19 protein-coding genes are annotated in these 19,553 nt (G+C 65.7%); 18 read left to right on the top strand and 1 reads right to left on the bottom strand.

The window, feature by feature from the left end:
- Positions 1–254 precede the first annotated feature (254 nt).
- The 11 genes from ytfQ to mmsB all read left to right on the top strand — a co-directional run bounded on the left by ytfQ (position 255) and on the right by mmsB (position 12,542).
- Complete coding sequence (gene ytfQ, locus XH79_RS03740; protein WP_271580709.1) at positions 255–1,220, top strand: galactofuranose ABC transporter, galactofuranose-binding protein YtfQ; 966 nt, start codon at positions 255–257, stop codon at positions 1,218–1,220.
- A gap of 114 nt (positions 1,221–1,334) precedes the next feature.
- Entirely contained in the window at positions 1,335–2,879 is a 1,545-nt protein-coding gene (locus XH79_RS03735; RefSeq protein WP_271580708.1) for a sugar ABC transporter ATP-binding protein, read from the top strand.
- Positions 2,876–3,868, top strand: a complete 993-nt coding sequence (locus XH79_RS03730; RefSeq protein ID WP_271580707.1) for an ABC transporter permease — start codon at positions 2,876–2,878, stop codon at positions 3,866–3,868. Before XH79_RS03735 ends, XH79_RS03730 begins: the two co-directional genes overlap by 4 nt.
- Positions 3,865–4,845 (top strand): galactofuranose ABC transporter, permease protein YjfF, encoded by a 981-nt coding sequence (yjfF, locus tag XH79_RS03725; protein ID WP_271580706.1) that lies wholly within the window; start codon positions 3,865–3,867, stop codon positions 4,843–4,845. Before XH79_RS03730 ends, yjfF begins: the two co-directional genes overlap by 4 nt.
- Positions 4,842–5,618, top strand: a complete 777-nt coding sequence (locus XH79_RS03720) for a FadR/GntR family transcriptional regulator (RefSeq protein ID WP_271580705.1) — start codon at positions 4,842–4,844, stop codon at positions 5,616–5,618. The genes yjfF and XH79_RS03720 overlap by 4 nt, the downstream gene beginning before the upstream one ends.
- On the top strand, positions 5,615–6,541 hold the full coding sequence (locus tag XH79_RS03715; RefSeq protein ID WP_271580704.1) for a Gfo/Idh/MocA family protein: 927 nt from the start codon (positions 5,615–5,617) through the stop codon (positions 6,539–6,541). Before XH79_RS03720 ends, XH79_RS03715 begins: the two co-directional genes overlap by 4 nt.
- 2 nt (positions 6,542–6,543) lie before the next feature.
- Positions 6,544–7,623, top strand: coding sequence for an aldose epimerase family protein (locus XH79_RS03710; protein WP_271580703.1), 1,080 nt, complete (start codon positions 6,544–6,546; stop codon positions 7,621–7,623).
- Positions 7,620–8,501: an SMP-30/gluconolactonase/LRE family protein gene (locus tag XH79_RS03705; protein ID WP_271580702.1), complete on the top strand. Its 882-nt coding sequence runs from the start codon at positions 7,620–7,622 to the stop codon at positions 8,499–8,501. The genes XH79_RS03710 and XH79_RS03705 overlap by 4 nt, the downstream gene beginning before the upstream one ends.
- A 73-nt stretch (positions 8,502–8,574) precedes the next feature.
- Positions 8,575–9,648: a multiple monosaccharide ABC transporter substrate-binding protein gene (gene chvE / locus XH79_RS03700; RefSeq protein ID WP_271580701.1), complete on the top strand. Its 1,074-nt coding sequence runs from the start codon at positions 8,575–8,577 to the stop codon at positions 9,646–9,648.
- 135 nt (positions 9,649–9,783) lie between these two features.
- A complete protein-coding gene (gene mmsA / locus XH79_RS03695) occupies positions 9,784–11,355 on the top strand; it encodes a multiple monosaccharide ABC transporter ATP-binding protein (RefSeq protein WP_271580700.1) in 1,572 nt (523 codons plus the stop codon).
- The gene (gene mmsB, locus XH79_RS03690; protein WP_212344128.1) at positions 11,352–12,542 is read left to right on the top strand and encodes a multiple monosaccharide ABC transporter permease; all 1,191 of its coding nucleotides are present in this window, start codon (positions 11,352–11,354) and stop codon (positions 12,540–12,542) included. Before mmsA ends, mmsB begins: the two co-directional genes overlap by 4 nt.
- Positions 12,543–12,949: 407 nt before the next feature.
- Here mmsB and XH79_RS03685 read toward each other — a convergent pair whose 3' ends face one another.
- Positions 12,950–13,105, bottom strand: coding sequence for a hypothetical protein (locus XH79_RS03685; RefSeq protein ID WP_200875155.1), 156 nt, complete (start codon positions 13,103–13,105; stop codon positions 12,950–12,952).
- Between the two features lie 132 nt (positions 13,106–13,237).
- Between XH79_RS03685 and XH79_RS03680 the strand changes: the two genes are divergently transcribed.
- The 7 genes from XH79_RS03680 to XH79_RS03650 all read left to right on the top strand — a co-directional run bounded on the left by XH79_RS03680 (position 13,238) and on the right by XH79_RS03650 (position 19,547).
- On the top strand, positions 13,238–13,813 hold the full coding sequence (locus XH79_RS03680; RefSeq protein ID WP_271580699.1) for a cytochrome c oxidase subunit 3 family protein: 576 nt from the start codon (positions 13,238–13,240) through the stop codon (positions 13,811–13,813).
- 2 nt (positions 13,814–13,815) lie between these two features.
- A complete protein-coding gene (locus tag XH79_RS03675) occupies positions 13,816–14,076 on the top strand; it encodes a cytochrome C oxidase subunit IV family protein (RefSeq protein ID WP_271580698.1) in 261 nt (86 codons plus the stop codon).
- Between the two features lie 94 nt (positions 14,077–14,170).
- Positions 14,171–14,623 carry a c-type cytochrome gene (locus XH79_RS03670; RefSeq protein WP_018647685.1) on the top strand — a complete coding sequence of 151 codons (453 nt, stop codon included), beginning with the start codon at positions 14,171–14,173 and terminating at the stop codon, positions 14,621–14,623.
- A 39-nt stretch (positions 14,624–14,662) separates the two neighbouring features.
- Positions 14,663–16,009 (top strand): cbb3-type cytochrome c oxidase subunit I, encoded by a 1,347-nt coding sequence (locus XH79_RS03665; protein ID WP_212344137.1) that lies wholly within the window; start codon positions 14,663–14,665, stop codon positions 16,007–16,009.
- A 62-nt stretch (positions 16,010–16,071) separates the two neighbouring features.
- Positions 16,072–16,884 carry a CbbQ/NirQ/NorQ/GpvN family protein gene (locus tag XH79_RS03660; protein WP_271580697.1) on the top strand — a complete coding sequence of 271 codons (813 nt, stop codon included), beginning with the start codon at positions 16,072–16,074 and terminating at the stop codon, positions 16,882–16,884.
- A gap of 10 nt (positions 16,885–16,894) precedes the next feature.
- A complete protein-coding gene (locus tag XH79_RS03655; protein WP_271580696.1) occupies positions 16,895–18,811 on the top strand; it encodes a nitric oxide reductase activation protein NorD in 1,917 nt (638 codons plus the stop codon).
- Positions 18,812–18,884: 73 nt separating this feature from the next.
- A complete protein-coding gene (locus XH79_RS03650) occupies positions 18,885–19,547 on the top strand; it encodes an HAD family hydrolase (protein WP_271580695.1) in 663 nt (220 codons plus the stop codon).
- Positions 19,548–19,553 lie beyond the last annotated feature (6 nt).

Below are 19,553 nucleotides of genomic sequence, written 5' to 3'. Positions count from 1 at the left end.
AACCAAGTGTAGCGAGGCGATCCAACTCCCACAATTTCCTTCATCTCCCCGTTGCATCCCCGGAACAAAATCGCGCTGAGCGTGTCTTAAAACCGCCGCCGCCGCTCCCGCGCGTTTTCCGACAAATAGTCAAATAATATGACTAGTCGGAACCCATCTTCCGTGAAATAGTGCCTTCCGCCGCCCCAAAGGCCGGCCTGTGGGTGCCATGCTACCAATCGGCGCCCCGGATAACATCTTGGGAGACACGCCTGATGACCCCTAAAGCCCTCTTTGCGGCCAGCGCCACGGCCGCCTTGTTGCTCGCGGTGCCGGCGAGTGCCGGCCAGCTCACCATCGGCTTCTCGCAGATCGGATCGGAATCCGGCTGGCGCGCGGCCGAGACGTCGGTCTCCAAGCAGGAGGCCAGTAAGCGCCAGGTCAATCTCAAGATCGCCGACGCGCAGCAGAAGCAGGAGAACCAGATCAAGGCGATCCGCTCCTTCATCGCGCAGAACGTCGACGCGATCTTCCTCGCCCCCGTCGTCTCGACCGGTTGGGATTCGGTGCTGAAGGAAGCCAAGGAGGCCAAGATCCCGGTCGTGCTGCTCGACCGCGACATCGATCCCTCGGGCAAGGAGCTCTATCTCACCGCCGTCACCTCCGACAGCGTGCACGAAGGCGCGGTCGCCGGCGATTGGCTGGCCAAGACCGTCGGCAACAAGGCCTGCAACATCGTCGAACTGCAGGGCACGGTCGGTGCCAGCGTCGCCGCCAACCGCAAGAAGGGCTTTGACACCGCCGTCGCCAAACATCCGAACCTGAAGGTGGTGCGCAGCCAGACTGGCGACTTCACTCGCGCCAAGGGCAAGGAAGTCATGGAGAGCTTCATCAAGGCCGAAGGCGGCGGCAAGAACATCTGTGCGGTCTATGCCCACAACGACGACATGATGGTCGGCGCCATCCAGGCGATGAAGGAAGCCGGCCTCAAGCCCGGCAAGGAGATCCTCACCGTCTCCATCGACGCGGTCCCCGACATCTTCAAGGCGATGGCCGCCGGCGAAGCCAACGCCACCGTCGAACTGACGCCGAACATGGCCGGCCCCGCGCTCGACGCCATCGCGGCCTTCAAGGACAAGGGCACGGTGCCGCCGAAATGGATCCAGACCGAGTCCAAGCTCTATACGGCCGCCGACGATCCGCAGAAGATCTACGACAGCAAGAAGGGCCTCGGTTACTGAGGCGGGCTTCGCCGGACCGCGCTTTGCGGTCCGGCACCCCCTTCGAAACCGCTGCGCGAGCGAATAGGCTGGGTGTCCGCATCGTTTGCGGGCGCCGGTGGGAGTGACGTCGCGATGGAAAACAGCCTTGATCCTGCTCTGCCGCTACTGGAGGTGCGCGGGATCAGCAAGAGCTTTGGTGCGGTGCGTGCGTTGCAGGAGGTCGACTTCACGCTGCGCGCCGGCGAGATCCATGCGCTGCTCGGCGAGAACGGCGCCGGCAAGTCCACCCTGATCAAGGTCGTCACCGGCGTATTCGCCCGCGATGCCGGCATCGTCCGGCTCGGCGGCCAAGAGGTCGCGCCGCGCTCGGCCAAGGCTGCGCTCCAGGCCGGCATTGCCACCGTCTACCAGGAGGTCAACCTGCTGCCGAACCTGTCGGTGGCGCAGAACCTGTTCCTCGACCGCCAGCCGATGCGCTTCGGCATCGTGCGCGAAGGCGAGATGCGCCGCCGCGCCAAGGCGCTGCTTGCCGATTTCGGTCTCGATATCGACGTCGCCGCGCCGCTCGGCAATTATTCCGTGGCCATCCAGCACGTCACCGCGATTGCCCGTGCGGTGGATCTCTCCGCGCGCGTGCTGATCCTGGACGAGCCGACCGCGAGCCTCGACCGCCACGAGGTCGAGATCCTCTTCGGCATCATGCGCAAGCTCGCGCGGCGCGGCATCGGCATCGTCTTCGTCAGCCACTTCCTCGACCAGGTTTACGAGATCTCCGACCGCATCACTGTGCTGCGCAACGGTCGCCTCGTCGGCGAGCGCGAAACCGCCTCGCTGCCGCGCCTCGAGCTGATCCGCATGATGCTCGGCCGCGAGCTTGCGGAAACCACCAGCGCGCGGGCGGCAACGCGCGAGCATCAGGTTCGCGAGGTGTGTGCGAGCTTCGAGAATTACGGCAAGGCCGGCTATGTCGCGCCATTCAGTCTCGAGCTGCGCCACGGCGAGGTCGTCGGACTTGCCGGCCTGCTCGGCTCGGGCCGCACCGAGACGGCGCGGCTGGTGTTCGGTGCCGAGCGTGCCGATCGCGGGCAGGCGAAGGTGGAGGGCGCAGCCGTCCGGCTGCAGTCGCCGCGCGACGGCGTCCGCCACGGCTTTGGCTATTGTCCGGAGGAGCGCAAGACCGACGGCATCGTCGCCGAGCTCAGCGTGCGCGAGAACATCGTGCTCGCGCTCCAGGCCAAGCACGGTCTGCATCGCCCGTTGTCGCGCCGCGAGCAGGACGAGATCGCGCGCCGTTACGTCAGGATGCTCGACATCCGCCCGCCCGACCCGGAGCGTCCCGTCGGCCTGCTCTCCGGCGGCAACCAGCAAAAGGTGCTGCTGGCGCGCTGGCTCGCGACCTCGCCGCGGCTTCTCGTGCTGGATGAGCCGACCCGCGGCATCGATGTCGGCGCGCATGCCGAAATCATCCGCTTGATCCGCGAGCTTTGCGACGACGGGCTCTCGCTGCTCGTGATCTCCTCCGAGCTCGACGAGATCGTGACCTATTCGGACCGCGTCGTCGTGCTGCGCGACCGCGCCCATATCGAGGAGCTCGCGGGCGAGGCGATCGACGTCGGCAACATTCTCGCCGCCATTGCCGCCGATAGCGTCACAGTTGCGCTTGAGGCCCACACATGACAGCGCTGCTGCCGCGCCGCGGCCTTGCCCAGATCCTGGCGCTGATCGTCATCCTCGCGGTCGATCGCGTGGTGTCGCCGCAATTCTTCGACCTGCGCCTCCAGGACGGCCGCCTGTTCGGCAGCCTGATCGACGTGCTCAATCGCGGCACGCCGGTGGCGCTGCTCTCGCTCGGCATGGTGCTGGTGATCGCGACGCGCGGCATCGATCTCTCCGTCGGCGCGGTGATGGCCATCTGCGGCGCGATCGCGGCAAGTCTTGCTGACAGCCACGGCCTGCCAGTCGTGCTGGCGGCTGCGCTCGGGGCCGGCCTCGTCTGCGGCTTGTGGAATGGCTTTCTCGTCGCCGTGCTTGGCATGCAGCCGATCGTGGCGACGTTGATCCTGATGGTCGCCGGGCGCGGCATCGCCCAGCTCATCACCGAAGGGCGCATTGTCACGTTCTCCTCGCCGGATCTGGTCTGGCTCGGCAATGGCTCGGTGCTCGGCCTGCCGGTACCGGTCGTGATTGCCTTAGGGATGCTGATCCTCACCGGCGCGGTGGTGCGCGGCTCCGCGCTCGGTCTCCTGATCGAGGCGACCGGCGGCAATGCGCGCGCGAGCGAGCTGGCCGGCGTCGGCACCCGTGCGATGATCTTGGCGGTCTATGTCTGGTGCGGCGTCTGCGCCGCGCTCGCGGGCGTGATCGCGGCCGCCGACATCATGGGTGCCGATGCCAACAATGCCGGCCTCTGGCTCGAGCTCGACGCGATCCTCGCCGTCGTGATCGGCGGCACCTCGCTGTTCGGCGGCCGCTTCAGTCTCGTGCTGGCGGTGCTGGGGGCGCTGATCATCCAGACCATGAACACCGGCATCCTGCTGTCGGGCTATCCGCCGGAGTTCAACCTGCTGGTCAAGGCGGTGGTGGTGCTCGCGGTGCTGCTGCTGCAATCGCCGAAATTCTCCGGTCTCGCCGGGATCGCCGCGCGGCTGCGGGGGACCAAAGCATGAAAGGCCTGCCGCCGGTCCTCATCACCGCCATCGTGCTCGTCGCAGGCTTCGCGGCTTGCGCCGTGCAATTCCCCAACATCGCCTCCACCCGCGTGGTCGGCAATCTCCTCACCGACAACGCCTTCCTCGGCATCGTCGCTGTCGGCATGACTTTCGTCATCATCTCCGGCGGCATCGACCTCTCGGTCGGCTCGGTGATCGGCTTCACCACCGTGTTCGTCGCGCTCGCCATCGAGCGCTGGGGCGTGCCGCCGCTGGTCGCCTTCGTCGCCATCCTCGCGCTCTCGGCGGCTTTTGGCGCGGCGATGGGGGCGGTGATCCACGTCTTCGACCTGCCGCCCTTCATCGTCACGTTGGCCGGGATGTTCCTCGCTCGCGGCGCCAGCTTCCTGCTCTCGACGGAATCGGTGCCGATCACGGCTCCGATCTACTCGACCGTGTCGGACTTCGCGCTGCGCATGCCCGGCGGCGGACGACTGACGGCGATCGCGATCATCATGCTCGTGATCGTGATCGGCGGCGCCTTGCTGCTGCATCTCACGAGGTTCGGCGCCAACGTCTATGCGCTCGGCGGCAGCCGGACCACCGCCAGCCTGATGGGCGTTGCCGTCGGCAAGATGACGATCAAGATCTACATGCTGTCGAGCCTGCTCGCGGGGATCGCCGGCATCGTCTTCTCCTTCTACACCAGCGCCGGCTATTCGCTCTCTGCCGTCGGCGTCGAGCTCGACAGCATCGCCGCCGTCGTGATCGGCGGCACGCTGCTCACGGGCGGGCAGGGCTCGGTGATCGGAACCTTCCTTGGCGTATTGATCCAGGGCATGATCCAGACCTACATCAATTTCGACGGGACGCTCTCGAGCTGGTGGACCAAGATCGCGACCGGCGTGCTACTGTTCGCCTTCATCGCGCTGCAGCAGGGTCTGGTCGCGCTGGCGCGCCGGCCGGCGGCGAAACGTGTGGGAGCGGCGTCATGACTTCGCGCATCGTCGTGATCCCGACCCGGCGGGCCCACTCCAACCATGCGGAGGTCGCCCGTTCGATCGGCGTCGACATCATCGCCGGCCGCTACGCGGAAGGCACGCGCCTGCCCGGCGATGCCGAGATGATCGCGATGTTCGGGGTGTCGCGCCCGGTGCTGCGCGAGAGCGTGAAGACGCTGGTCGCCAAGGGCCTGCTCACCACCAAGGCGCGGGTCGGCACCGTCGTGCGCGAGCGCGGCGCCTGGAACATGTTCGACGCCGACGTGCTGGCCTGGCACCTCGACGCCGGCATCGACAAGCGCTTTCTCAACGACCTCGCCGAGATCCGTCTGGCGGTCGAGCCGCGCGCGGCGATGCTCGCAGCAGTGCAGCGGTCCGAGGAGGACGTCGCCGAGCTCCGCCGCTGCATGGATCGCATGCGGCGTGAAGCCTCCGACTCGGTCGGCTTTGCCGATGCCGATCTCGCGCTTCACGTTGGCGTGGCGCGCGCCTCCGGCAATCTGTTCATGCGTTCTATCGGCCATGTCATCGAGGCCGCGTTGCGCGCCTCGTTCCTGCTCAGCGCCCCCGTCGAGCCGGAGGAGCGCGACACCGTGCTGCTCTGGCACCAGAAGATCGTCGATGCCATCGCCACGGGCGACGCGGATGCCGCGTCCGAGGCCATGGTCTATGTCATTCACAACGGCATGCGCCGCCACGAGGGTACGGTGATCGAGACCGCCCCGGCCGAGTCGCTGCCGTCGGCAGATACCGGAGAACAAGCGTGACAGACCTTCGCATCGCCATCGTCGGCTTCGGCAAGATCGCGCGGGACCAGCATGTGGGCGCGATCGCGGCGACACCGGGCGCAACGCTCGCGGCGGTGGCGAGCCGCAATGCTTCGCTGCCGGACGTGCCGCATTTCGCCACCATCGAGGAGCTGCTGGACAAAGGTCCGCCGATCGACGCCGTCTCGCTCTGCACGCCGCCGCAGGTGCGCCGCGCCCAGGCCGCCACGGCGCTCGCAGCCGGCAAGCATGTCATGCTGGAGAAGCCGCCGGGCACCGGCGTTGCCGAGCTCGATCCGCTGACCGCGATGGCTGCGGAAGCAAAGCGGACGCTGTTTGCGACCTGGCATTCGCGCTACGCACCGGCGGTCGAGCCGGCCCGCGAATGGCTGGCGAGCCGCCGGATCAAATCCGTGCGCATCAACTGGAAGGAAGACGTCCGCGTCTGGCATCCCGGCCAGGCCTGGATCTGGGAACCCGGTGGCCTCGGCGTGTTCGACCCCGGCATCAACGCGCTCTCGATCCTGACCCGCATCCTGCCGCAGCCCGTGTTCGTCACCGCGGCCGAGCTTGCCTTCCCCGCCAATTGCCAGGCGCCGATCGCCGCGAAGCTGAACCTGACGGACATTGGCGGCCTGCCCATCACCGCCGAATTCGACTTCCGGCAGACCGGCCCGCAGAGCTGGGATATCCTCGTGGAAACAGATCAGGGCCGGATGACATTGTCTGACGGCGGCCGGCGGATGGCCGTCGACGGCAAGGCCATTGCGGATGCTCCCGATCGGGAATATCGCGAGCTGTACCAGCGCTTCGTCAAGCTGGCGGCGTCAGGCGCAAGCGATGTCGATCTGGCGCCGCTGCGTCTCGTTGCCGACTCTTTCTTGCTCGGCAAGCGCACGATCGTCGAACCGTTTGTGGACTGAACATGGCCGGCTCAAGGAAAATAGAACAAGACGTCTTCGGAACGCTGCCCGACGGCCGCAAGGTCGAGCGCATCGTGCTGCGCGGGGAGGGCGGCTTCGAGGCTCGCATCATCACCCATGGCGCGGTGATCCAGGCGCTGATCGCGCCTGATACCAAAGGCGGCACCGACGACGTCGTGCTCGGCCATGACGCCTTCGCCGGCTATCTCGCCGAACGGAAGTTTTTAGGCGCCACCGTCGGCCGCTACGCCAACCGCATCGCCAAGGGACAGTTCTCGCTCGACGGTGAGACGGTGCAGCTCCCCGTCAACAACGGTCCGAACGCGCTGCATGGCGGCCTCGGCGGTTTCGATCGCAAGCTCTGGGAGATTGCCGAAATCGACGAGGGCGCCGAGCCCGCGGTGACGCTCACCTATTCGAGCCCGCATGGCGAGGAGAATTATCCAGGCAAGCTCGACGTGCGCCTGACCTATCGCGTCACCGGCCCGACCGAGCTGTCGCTGACGATGGAAGCGCGGACCGACCGGCCGACCATCGTCAACCTGACCAATCACAGCTTCTTCAATCTGGAAGGCGCCACCTCAGGCACGCCGATCCTCGACCACAAACTCACGGTCGCGGCCGAGAATTTCCTCGCGATCGATCCCACCGCCATTCCGTTGCCGGAGCCGCCGCGCAGCGTTGCCGGCACGCCGTTCGACTTCCGCGAACCGAGATCGGTGGGCGAGCGCATCCGCGAGAGCGATCAGCAATTGCGAAACGGCAGGGGCTACGACCACACCTATTGCCTCGGCCGCGAGGGAAAGCTTGCGCTCGCGGCGCGGCTCGAGGCACCGCGCTCGGGACGCGTCATGGAGCTGCTCACCAATCAGCCCGGGCTCCAGGTCTATTCCGGCAACTATCTCGACGGCACGATCTCGGGCAAGGGCGGCAAGCTGATCCGGCAATCGGACGCCATGTGTTTGGAGCCGCATATCTGGCCCGACGCGCCGAACCGGCCGGACTTTCCGAGCCCGCGCCTCGATCCCGGCCAAGTCTATCGGCATCACACCGTCTATCGCTTTGGGGTGAGGGCGCCATGACGGAACAGGTGCCGACTTCGGTTCTATCGGCTGAGCACTGTCATCTCGGCGAAGGGCCGACTTATGATGTGACCACCGACACGGCCTGGTGGTTCGACATTCGCGAGGGCAAGCTGTTCGAGGCGCAGCTAAGCAGCGGTTCTGTCCGCATCCACGCGCTCGGCCGGATGGCAAGCGCGCTCGGGCGCATCGATGTCGGCAGGCAGTTGATCGTGGCGGAGGACGGCCTCTACATCCGCGAGCTCGCCGACGGCGCGATGACGCTGTTCTGTCCGCTCGAAGCGGACAATCCGGCTACGCGGTCCAACGATTGCCGCGTGCATCAATCCGGCACGTTCTGGATCGGCACCATGGGCAAGAAGGCCGAGCCAAAGGCTGGGGCGATCTATGCGCTCCACCGCGGCAAGATCTCGACGCTGTTTCCCGGCATCAGCATTCCCAACTCGATCTGCTTCTCGCCGGATGGCGCCACCGGCTATTTCACCGACACCCCGCGCGCCGTGCTCTATGCCGTGCCGCTCAATCCCGCGACCGGCTTGCCGCGCGGCGAGCCGGAGGTGCTGCTGCGCCATAGTGGTATCGGCGGCCTCGACGGCTCGGTGTGCGATGCCGACGGGCAGATCTGGAATGCGTGCTGGGGCGCGAGCCGCGTGGATGTCTACTCGCCGCAGGGCGAGCGTCTTCGCTCGCTCAGCGTGCCGGCGAAGCAGGCGAGCTGCCCCGCCTTCGTCGGCCCCGACCTGTCGCGCCTGCTCGTCACCTCGGCCTGGCAGGACATGGACGCGGCGGCACGCGCCGCCGATCCGCAAGCCGGCTGCACCTTTCTGCTCGAAGCATCCGCGCGCGGTCGCGCAGAGCCCGACGTCAAGCTCGCATAGGAGACCAAAGGCAACCCACGACTACGTTCTCGACGAAACGAAGAAACAGTCCGACACCCAAAGGGAGTGAAATATGCTGAAACTGAAGACGACCTTCCTCGCGCTTGCTCTCGCCAGCGCCGCTGCGCTGATCGCGGGCGCGCCCGCCTCTGCCCAGGACAAGGCAACCGTCGGCATCGCCATGCCGACGAAGTCGTCGGCGCGCTGGATCGACGACGGCAACAACATGGTCAAGGTGCTGAAGGAGCGCGGCTACAACACCGACCTGCAATACGCCGAGGACGACATTCCGAACCAGCTCTCGCAGGTCGAGAACATGGTGACCAAGGGCGCGAAAGCGCTGGTGATCGCCGCGATCGACGGCACCACGCTGTCGGACGTGCTCAAGCAGGCGAAGGCAAAGGGCATTACCGTGATCGCCTATGACCGCCTGATCCGCGGCACGCCGAACGTCGACTATTACGCGACCTTCGACAATTTCCAGGTCGGCGTGCTGCAAGCGGAGTCGATCGTGCAGGGGCTCGGCCTGAAGGACGGCAAGGGCCCGTTCAACATCGAGCTGTTCGGCGGCTCGCCCGACGACAACAACGCCTACTTCTTCTACAACGGCGCCATGAGCGTGCTGAAGCCCTATATCGACAGCGGCAAGCTCGTCGTCGTGTCCGGCCAGATGGGCATGGACAAGGTCGCGACCCTGCGCTGGGACGGCGCCACCGCCCAGGCCCGCATGGACAATCTGCTCAGCGCCTACTACGGCAACAAGAAGGTCAACGCCGTGCTGTCGCCTTATGACGGCCTCTCCATCGGCATCATCTCCTCGCTGAAAGGCGTCGGCTATGGCAGCGCCGACCAACCGATGCCGATCATCTCGGGTCAGGACGCAGAGGTACCGTCGATCAAGGCGATGCTGCGCGGCGACCAATACTCGACCATCTTCAAGGACACCCGCGACCTCGCCAAGGTGACCGCCGACATGGTCGATGCCGCGCTCGCAGGCAAGCAAGTGACGGTCAACGACACCAAGACCTACGAGAACGGCGTCAAGACCGTGCCGTCCTACCTGCTCAAGCCAGTCGTGGTCTACAAGGACAATTGGGAGAAGACCCTGGTCGACAGCGGCTACTACAAGAAGTCGCAGTTCCAGTAGAACTAGTACTCCGTCGTTCCGGGGCGCTCGAAGGGCGAACCCGGACCCTCGAGATTCCGGGTTCGATGCTCCAGGACGCGCTTCGCGGTCCTGTCGCATCGCCCCGGAATGACGGCGATTGAGGAACACGATGCAATGACCGCCATGCTGGAGATGCGAAACGTCAGCAAGAGCTTTGCCGGAGTGCAGGCGCTGCGTGATGTCAATTTCTCGGTTCAGGCCGGGCAGATCCACGCCCTCGTCGGCGAGAATGGCGCCGGCAAGTCGACGCTGATGAAGGTGCTGAGCGGCGTCTACCCGCACGGCAGCTACGAGGGCACCATCGTCTTCGAGGGCGAGGAGCGCCGCTTCCGCGACATCAACGATTCCGAGGCGCTCGGCATCATCATCATTCATCAGGAGCTGGCGCTGATCCCGCTGATGTCGATCGCGGAAAACATTTTCCTGTCGCATCCGCCGTCGAAGTTCGGCGTCATCGACCGCGACGAGGTTTATCGACGCACGCGGGAGCTCTTGGCCCAAGTGGGCCTCAAAGAATCGCCGGATACGCTGATCACCGATCTCGGCGTCGGCAAGCAGCAACTGGTCGAGATCGCCAAGGCACTGTCCAAGCGGGTGCGGATGCTGATCCTGGACGAGCCGACCGCGAGCCTCAACGAGGCCGACAGCGCTGCGCTGCTCGAACGCCTGATGGCGTTTCGCGAGCAGGGCATCGGCTCGATCCTGATCTCGCACAAGCTCAACGAGGTCGCCAAGGTCGCCGACCACATCACCGTGCTGCGCGACGGCCGCACCGTCGACAGCATCGACTGCCATGCCGAGCCGATCCAGGAAGACCGCATCATCCGCAGCATGGTGAACCGCGATATGGCGCACCGTTTCCCGGAGCGCAGCGTGAAGATCGGCGAGCCCGTGCTGGACGTCGCGAACTGGTCGGTCTATCACCCCATCCATCCCGAGCGGCAGGTGATCAAGAACGTCAATTTCGGCGTCAGGCGCGGCGAGGTCGTCGGCATCGCCGGGCTGATGGGGGCGGGGCGCACCGAATTCGCCATGAGCCTGTTCGGCCGCTCCTGGGGCACCAATATCAGCGGCAGTATCCGGCTCGAAGGCCGCGAGATCGCGCTGCCGAGCGTCGCCGCGGCGATCGACGCAGGGCTTGCCTATGTCACCGAGGACCGCAAGCAGCTCGGCCTGATCCTCGCCGACGACGTGCGCAAGAACATCACGCTGGCGAGCCTCGACCAGGTCGCGCCGGGCAGGGTGATCGACGACATCGCGGAGCTGAAGGTTGCCAGCGACTACCGCAACCGCATGCGCATCCGCTGCTCCGACGTCTACCAGGAGACCGGCCAGCTCTCCGGCGGCAACCAGCAGAAGGTGGTGCTGTCGAAATGGCTGATGACCGATCCCAAGGTCCTGATCCTGGACGAGCCGACAAGGGGCATCGACGTCGGTGCCAAATACGAGATTTACTGTATCATCAACGAGCTGGCGGAGGCCGGCCGCGGCGTCGTGGTGGTCTCCTCGGAGATGCCCGAGCTGCTCGGTATCTGCGACCGCATCTGCGTCATGAACGAGGGAGCCTTCGTCGGCGAGTTCAAGGGCGCGGAAGCGACACAGGAAAAGATCATGCGCGCCATCATGCGCAACGAACGAAGCAACGGCGTGCCTGAGGCCGCGGAGATGGGAGTTGTGCGGTCATGACCGACAAGACGGTATCGCTGCCCGAGGAGCGCCGGCACGGCAGCTTCATCAAGAACAATTTGCGCAATTACGGCATGCTGCTGTCGCTGATCGCGATCATGCTGTTCTTCCAGGTCATGACCGGCGGCACGCTGCTGCAGCCGCTCAACCTCACCAATCTGGTGCTGCAGAACAGCTACATCGTGATCATGGCGCTGGGCATGCTGCTGGTGATCGTCACCGGCCATATCGACCTTTCAGTCGGGTCGGTCGCGGGCTTCGTCGGCGCCGTGGCGGCGCTGCTCATGGTGACCTACAAGGTCGACTATACGCTCGCCTTCATCGCCTGCCTCGCGCTCGGCGCCGCCATCGGTGCGGCGCAGGGCTATTGGGTGGCCTATTTCAAGATCCCGTCCTTCATCGTCACGCTGGCAGGTATGCTGGTGTTCAAGGGCCTCGCGCTCGCCGTGCTGCAGGGCCAGTCGCTCGGGCCGTTCCCGCCGACCTTCCAGAAATTGTCCTCCGGCTTCATTCCGGAACTGCTGCCCGAGGCCGGCACGCTGCATCCGACATCCATGCTGATCGGCGCCGTGCTCGCGCTCGGCCTCGTCTATGCCAGCGCCAAGGGACGGTCGCGGGAGCAGGCGCACGGCATCGAGGTCGAGCCTTACGCGTTTTTCCTCGGCAAGAGCATTCTGCTCGCCTGCGCCGTGCTCTATTTCACATATCTGATCGCCTCGCATCGCGGCCTGCCCAACGTGCTGGTGATCATGACCGCGCTGATCGCGCTCTACGGCTTCGTCACCCGCCGCACCGTGATCGGCCGGCAGATCTATGCGGTCGGTGGCAACGCCAAGGCGGCGAGCCTGTCGGGCATCAAGACAGAGCGGCTGACCTTTCTCACTTTCGTCAACATGGGCGTGCTGGCCGCGCTCGCCGGCCTCGTCTTCGCCGCGCGGCTGAATACCGCAACGCCCAAGGCGGGCCTCGGCTTCGAGCTCGACGTCATCGCCGCCTGCTTCATCGGCGGCGCCTCGGCCTATGGCGGGGTGGGGCGCGTCGGCGGCGCGGTGGTCGGCGCCATGATCATGGGCGTGATGAACAACGGCATGTCCATCCTCGGCATCGGCATCGACTACCAGCAGGTCATCAAGGGCCTGGTGCTGCTGGGAGCGGTGTGCATCGATGTGTATAACCAGCGGCGGTAGGGCGCGCGCGAATGCAAAGGTGGGTATAGGCACACCTCCGCGCGGCGTCCGCCCGGCGGTGATTGCGACAATTATCGTCAAATTCGATCACGGTATCGGCATTGCGGCGGCGGCCAATGCCTCGCCTTCACCATGATTTGGGGCATAAATCCGCGGCGCCGGGCAAGGCATGGGCAGGGCAGCGCCGATGACGGCTCCGTACCATGAGATGACGGAAGAAGAGTACGAGGACAAACTTCGCACCCTCGTCCGCATCGTGTCAGCCTCCACCCTGGGACTCTGCTCCTTTGCCGCGGGGCTGCTGATCGGGGCCTTTGTCCTGTTTTGAACCCTGCGATGCGCTGCCCGCACGCGCATTGCCATCATCGATCCCCTCGAACGAGGGGGGATTCGTTTGCCCGCCCCGCCTACTGCGTCGTGAACAGCACCGTCGCGATCGCGACGGAGAGGCTCACCGCCGATATGGTCGCGACCGTCGACAACACGCCCATTCGCCTCAGCGCGATCGCAAAGGCGATGATGATGGGGGTCGCGGTCATCAGCCCGATTTGTGCATCACTCATGTGATCGTTCGTCACTTCTGGGAACCCTGAGCCGGTTCTTAACGCGCGCCGGCGTCTCCCAGTTTGTCCTGCGACAAATTCCGAGCTCGACGGGTCGGCTAAGTCTGGCCGGTGTCCTGATCCGGAAAGACGATGTCGACGGCCGAGTGCGAACAACAGGAAACCGGCTGGGGAATTTTGCAAGATCTCCCCGGCGATCCCATGATCTGGGTGCTGATCTTCAGCGAGCTCGTCGCCTTCGGCCTGTTCCTCGGCGCCTTCGTGGTTGCGCGCGCGATTCATCCGGCGGTGTTCGCAGCCGGGCAGGCGACGCTCGATTCGAACCTCGCCGGCCTCAACACCGTCGTGCTGGTGACCAGCGGCTGGGCCGCGGCCCGGGCGACCAAATCCGCACGCGCCAATGCGAAGCGGGCTTCGCGCCGCTGGCTCCTCATCGCCATGGCGCTCGGCAGCCTCTTCATCGCAATCAAGCTCGCCGAATATGCGGAAGAAATCGGGCGAGGCGTCGGGCTCGAAACCAGCCCGTTCTTCACGCTCTACTTCCTGCTGACCGGCTTCCATCTCCTGCACGTCGGCCTCGGCATCGTCATCCTCGCCCTGGTCTGCCGCCGCGCTGAGGTATCCGGCGTCGAGACGAGCGCCGCCTTCTGGCACATGGTCGACCTGGTCTGGATCGTCATGTTCCCGGTTCTCTATCTGGTGCAATGACGATGCCGGATCGTATCGATATCACCTGGATCGCACTGATCGGCCTCGCGCTCGCGACCATCCTGATTCCGCCGTTGATGCCGCGTCCGCTGCTCGGCAACGCCGTGCTGCTGGCGCTTGCCGTGATCAAGGGCCGCCGGATTGCGCTCGATTTCCTCGACCTCCGCGCGGCGCCCGCGCTTTGGCGCGGCCTCGTCAGCGCCTGGATCCTGATCGTGCTGCTGCTTGCCTGGCTCGCCTCCGCCGTCGTCACCCTGATCTGACGCGCTCATTGCGCCCTGACAAAGAACGGACCGGGCAAAGCGGCAATAAATCGCCGCATCGCTATTTCGCAGAAGCAACCGGAAAGGATTGGCAATGGCTGAACGCCTGACCAAGTCGGCCGCTCGAAACGTGTTCTACGGCGGCTCGGCCTTTTTCTTCGCCATCTTCATAGGGCTGACGGCGCACAGCCATTACTACATGGCCACGAGCTCGACCGATGCGACGACGCTGACGTCGTCGGTCGCCCGCGGCAAGCATGTCTGGGAGAAGAACTCCTGCATCAACTGCCACACGCTGCTGGGCGAGGGCGCCTATTTCGCCCCCGAGGTCGGCAACGTCTGGGATCGCTGGGGCGGCAAGGAGGACCCGGCCGGCGCGCGCGAGACGCTGAAGGCCTGGATGCAGGCGCAGCCCTCGGGCGCGCCGGGCCGGCGGCAGATGCCGCAGTTCAACCTGACCGACCAGGAGCTCAACGACCTCGCCGATTTCCTGCAATGGACCTCGACGATCAAGCGCCAGGAATGGCCGCCGAACAAGGCCGGCTGAGCAGGCCGAATTCCTCTTTCAAGACAGAGAGAACCCGAGATGAAATACCAAACCCAGAAAGTCGCGATGCTGTATTTCTACGGTGCGCTGACGCTGTTCCTGGCCCAGGTCCTGTTCGGCCTGCTCGCCGGAACCATCTACGTCCTGCCCAACACGCTCTCGACCCTCCTGCCGTTCAACATCGTCAGGATGATCCACACCAACGCGCTGATCGTGTGGTCGCTGATCGGATTCATGGGCGCGACCTACTTCCTGCTGCCCGAGGAAACCGAGACCGAGCTGTACAGCCCGCTGCTCGCGAAGATCCAGTTCTGGATGTTCTTCGGCGCGGCAGGTGTCGCCGTGGTCGGCTATCTCTTCCACTACCACGAGGGCCGCGAATTCCTCGAGCAGCCCTTCATCATCAAGGTCGGCATCGTCGTGGTTTGCCTGATGTTCCTGTTCAACGTCACCATGACGGCGCTGAAGGGCCGCAAGACCACGGTCACGAACATCCTCTTGTTCGGCCTGTGGGGCGTTGCGATCTTCTTCCTGTTCGCCTTCTACAACCCGGCGAACCTCGCGGTCGACAAGATGTACTGGTGGTACGTCGTCCATCTCTGGGTCGAGGGCGTCTGGGAGCTGATCATGGCCTCCGTGCTCGCCTATCTCATGATCAAGCTCAACGGCATCGACCGCGAGGTCGTGGAGAAGTGGCTCTACGTCATCATCGGGCTGGCGCTGTTCTCCGGCATCCTCGGCACCGGCCATCACTTCTACTGGATCGGCGCGCCCGGCTACTGGCAGTGGATCGGCTCGTTGTTCTCCACGTTGGAGGTCGCGCCGTTCTTCACCATGGTGATCTTCACGGTGCAGATGACCTGGAAGGCCGGCCGGAAGCATCCGAACCGCGCCGCGCTGTTGTGGTCGGTCGGCTGCTCGGTGATGGCGTTCTTAGGGGCCGGTGTCTGGGGCTTCCTGCACACGCTGTCCTCGGTGAACTACTACACCCACGGCACGCAGGTCACCGCGGCGCACGGCCATCTCGCCTTCTTCGGCGCCTATGTGATGCTGAACCTGTCGGTGATGGCCTATGCGATCCCGCAGCTCAAGGGGCGCGCGCCCTATAACCAGTGGCTGAGCATGGCGAGCTTCTGGATCATGTGCACGGCCATGATGACCATGACCTTCGCGCTGACCTTCGCCGGCGTGGTCCAGGTCCATCTCCAGCGCGTGCTCGGCCAAGGCTACATGGACGTGCAGGATCAGCTCGCCTTCTTCTACTGGATCCGGCTCGGGTCGGGCGTGTTCGTCGCGATCTCTGCGCTGATGTTCGTGTGGGCCGTGCTGGTGCCGGGCCGCGAGAAGACGGTGGCCATTCCGGCCGCGCTGCAGCCGGCCGAGTAAACGCTCACGGCGGCCGCGGTTCGCCGCGGCCGCCGTCTCAATGTGAATTGCGAGGAATGACCATGAAACCTGCCCTTCACGCCGTCACGGCACCGGCCCCCGCGTTGCCGGCCTATGTCGCCAGCGGCAACGAATGCGCGCTGTTCGAGCACGCCTGGCGGCACCAGCTTCCGGTCCTGCTCAAGGGGCCGACAGGCTGCGGCAAGACCCGCTTCGTCGCGCATATGGCGGCGCGGCTCGGCTTGCCGCTGCACACCGTGGCCTGCCACGACGATCTCACCGCAGCCGATCTCACCGGCCGCTATCTCTTGCGGGGCGGCGACACTGTATGGACCGACGGTCCGTTGACACGCGCGGTGCGCGAGGGCGGCATCTGCTATCTCGACGAGGTGGTGGAGGCGCGCAAGGACGTCACGGTGGTGCTGCATCCGCTGACCGACGATCGCCGCATCCTGCCGCTGGAGCGCACCGGCGAGGAGCTCGCCGCGCCGGAGAGATTCATGCTCGTGGTCTCCTACAATCCCGGCTACCAGACGCTGCTGAAGGCGCTGAAGCCGTCGACGCGGCAGCGCTTCGTCGCCATCGAGTTCGGCTTCTTGGCCCCGGAGCAGGAGATCGCGGTGGTCGCGGCCGAGAGCGGACTGTCGCCGGAGCGCGTGCGGCCGCTGGTGGCGCTGGCCGGCCGGCTGCGCGCACTCAAGGGCCACGATCTGGAGGAGGGCGTCTCGACCCGCCTCGTGGTCTATTGCGCGACCCTGATCGCCGCCGGCATGCCGACGGCGGAGGCGGTGCTCGCCGGCATGATCGAGCCGCTGACCGACGATGCCGACGTCAAGGCGGCACTGCTCGACGTCGCACGCGCCGTGATCGGGTGAGGCGGGTCCCATGCTCGACTTCCTCGAACTGGAGGAGACGGTCGGCCGTGCCTGGCACCGGATGGTCGGCGGCACCGCGAGCTATCCGGTTCACCCCGATCACGCGGTCTCGCTTGCCGAAGTGAGAAACAGGCTCGCGGTGATGTTCCGCGCGCTCGGCGGTGAGGCGGGCGTGCAGATCGCGAGCGCTGGCGCGCGCAAGTCCAGCCATCGGCTCGGCTGGCGGCAACGCATCGGCCTCGGCGACGAGCGCCTCGAGCAGCCGGGCCGTGACGCCGCGACCATCTTCCTCCCCGACAGCATCGCGATTTTCGCCGACCGCGAACTCAATGCATCGCTCTATCGTTGGCTCGCGGCCTGGTTCGCGGTCGCGCCGGTCGAGGCGATCACCGAGGCCGATCCGCTCCGGCGCGATCTCCTCGCGCTGCGCCGCGCCGCCGAAACGGCGGTCTTTGTGCTCACGCAGTTTCCCGGGCTCGCCGCCGACTACGCGCAGCTTGCCGCGGCGACCGCCGAGGCCCGGCCGCGGCGCCCCCTGCCGCGCATCGAGCAGGAGATCGAGCGGATCGTTCTCGCCCTGCTCGGCGCGGGACCCGCGCCCGCGGGACAATTGTGGCCGGCCATGATGGGAACGGGACCGCTGCCGGACAAGGCGCCGCCGGGCTATCGTCCGATCCTGCCGTGCCCGCTCTGGGGCGATTGCTGGACGCGCGAGCTCACGCCCGCGTATGCGGGCGAGGATGAATGCGCTGATGGTGCTGAGCTCACGGCCCAGGACAATCGCAAGCGCTTCGCCGTGCGCGAGCGTGAGGACGGCGCCAATCGCCGCGATCCCTTCGTGCTCAACCGCTTCGAAAAAAACCTGGCGATGGCCGAGATGGTCAATGTCGATCGCCCCTCGGACGACAGCGAGGACGAGGACGCGCAGAAGGCGGCCGACGATCTCGAGGAAATCACGCTCAGCCGCCGCAGCGGCAAGCCGGCGAGCCGGTTCAAGTTCGATCTCGATCTGCCGCCCGAGGCGCTCGATGCCTCGCGCCTGAATGCGGAGCTGACCTATCCCGAATGGGATTATCGCAGCAGCTCCTATCTGCCCGATCATTGCCGCGTGCTCGCATCTCCGGCTTCGGAGCGAGGTGAAAGCTGGGCGCCTGACGAGACCATGCGCCGGCACATCCGCCAGGTGCGTCGCCGCTTCGAGGTCTTGCGGCCGCGTCATGAACTGATGCGGGCCCAGGCCGACGGACATGACCTCGACCTCGATGCGCTGGTGCGTGCGAGGTGCGACCTCCGCGCCGGCAGCAGCAATGGTCTCGATCGCGTCCACATGGCGATGCGCCCGCAAGGGCACGATCTCGCCGTCACGCTGCTCGTCGACGTCTCGCTCTCGACGGATGCCTGGGCCGATGGCCACCGGGTGCTCGACGTCGAGAAGGAGGCGCTGCTCGTGCTTGCGCACGGGCTGTCGGCCTGCGGCGATCACCACAGCATCCTGACCTTCACCTCGCGCCGGCGCTCCTGGGTGCGGCTCGAAACGGTCAAGGCGTTCGGCGAGCCGATGAGCGGCGTGGTCGAGCGCCGCATCGGTGCGCTCAAGCCCGGCTATTACACGCGGATCGGCGCGGCGGTGCGCCACGCCTCGGCCGAGCTTGCGCGCCAGTCGCAGCGCAAGAAGCTGCTGCTCGTCCTCACCGACGGCAAGCCGAACGACGTCGATCATTATGAGGGCCGCTTTGCGCTCGAAGACACCCGAAAATCCGTGCAGGAAGCGCGCCGGCTCGGTATCGCGGTCTTCGGCGTGACGATCGACGCGGCGGCGCAATCCTATTTTCCGACGCTGTTCGGCCATAGCGGCTATGCGATCGTCGGCAACATCAAGCGGCTGCCCGCGGCGCTGCCGGCGATCTACCGGCAGGTGGCGCATTGATGCGGGAATACCGCGGCACCGTGTTCCTTCCTGAGCTATTGCTCAAACATTGAGTATATGATCGAATGGCCGGATGGACCAGGGCCGGCCAAAACCCGATCTGATCATCTTCGACTGCGACGGCGTGCTCGTCGACAGCGAACTGTTGAGCTGCCGCTGCCTCTCTTCGGCGCTGGCCGAGCTTGGAATCGCGCTGAGCGAAGAGCAGGCGGTCGAATTGTTTCTCGGACGCAGCACCAAGGCGGTCGAGCAGCACTACCGCGATCTCGGGCAGTCGCTGCCGGACAGCTTCCTGCCGCGATTGAAGTCGCGTGTGCTGGAGACGTTTGCCGCCTCGCTCGAACCGATCCCCGGGGTGGAGGCGGTGATCTCGGGACTGACCGTGCCGTTCTGCGTGGCTTCGTCCAGCGACCTCGACCGCGTCTCGCTCTCGCTCGACGTCACTGGTCTTCGCGCGCATTTCGGCGATCGGCTCTACACCGCGCAGATGGTCAGGCACGGCAAGCCGGCGCCCGATCTCTTTCTCCATGCAGCCGAGAACATGCGAACGCCGCCCTCGCGCACGCTGGTGATCGAGGACAGCGTCAGCGGCGTGCAGGCGGCCAAGGCGGCCGGCATGACCGTCTGGGGATTTGTCGGCGGCGGCCATTATCGTGCCCGCGACGGCCGGGCTATATTGTCCGCCGCCGGAGCCGATCGGGTCTTCGCGCGCATGAGCGATTTCTGGGAGATGTGAGCCCGT

Source organism: Bradyrhizobium sp. CCBAU 45389, assembly GCF_028128625.1.
Lineage (GTDB): Bacteria > Pseudomonadota > Alphaproteobacteria > Rhizobiales > Xanthobacteraceae > Bradyrhizobium > Bradyrhizobium liaoningense_B.
The sequence above is the reverse complement of the archived record's forward strand: the minus strand, read 5'-3'. Positions and strand labels throughout refer to the sequence as shown.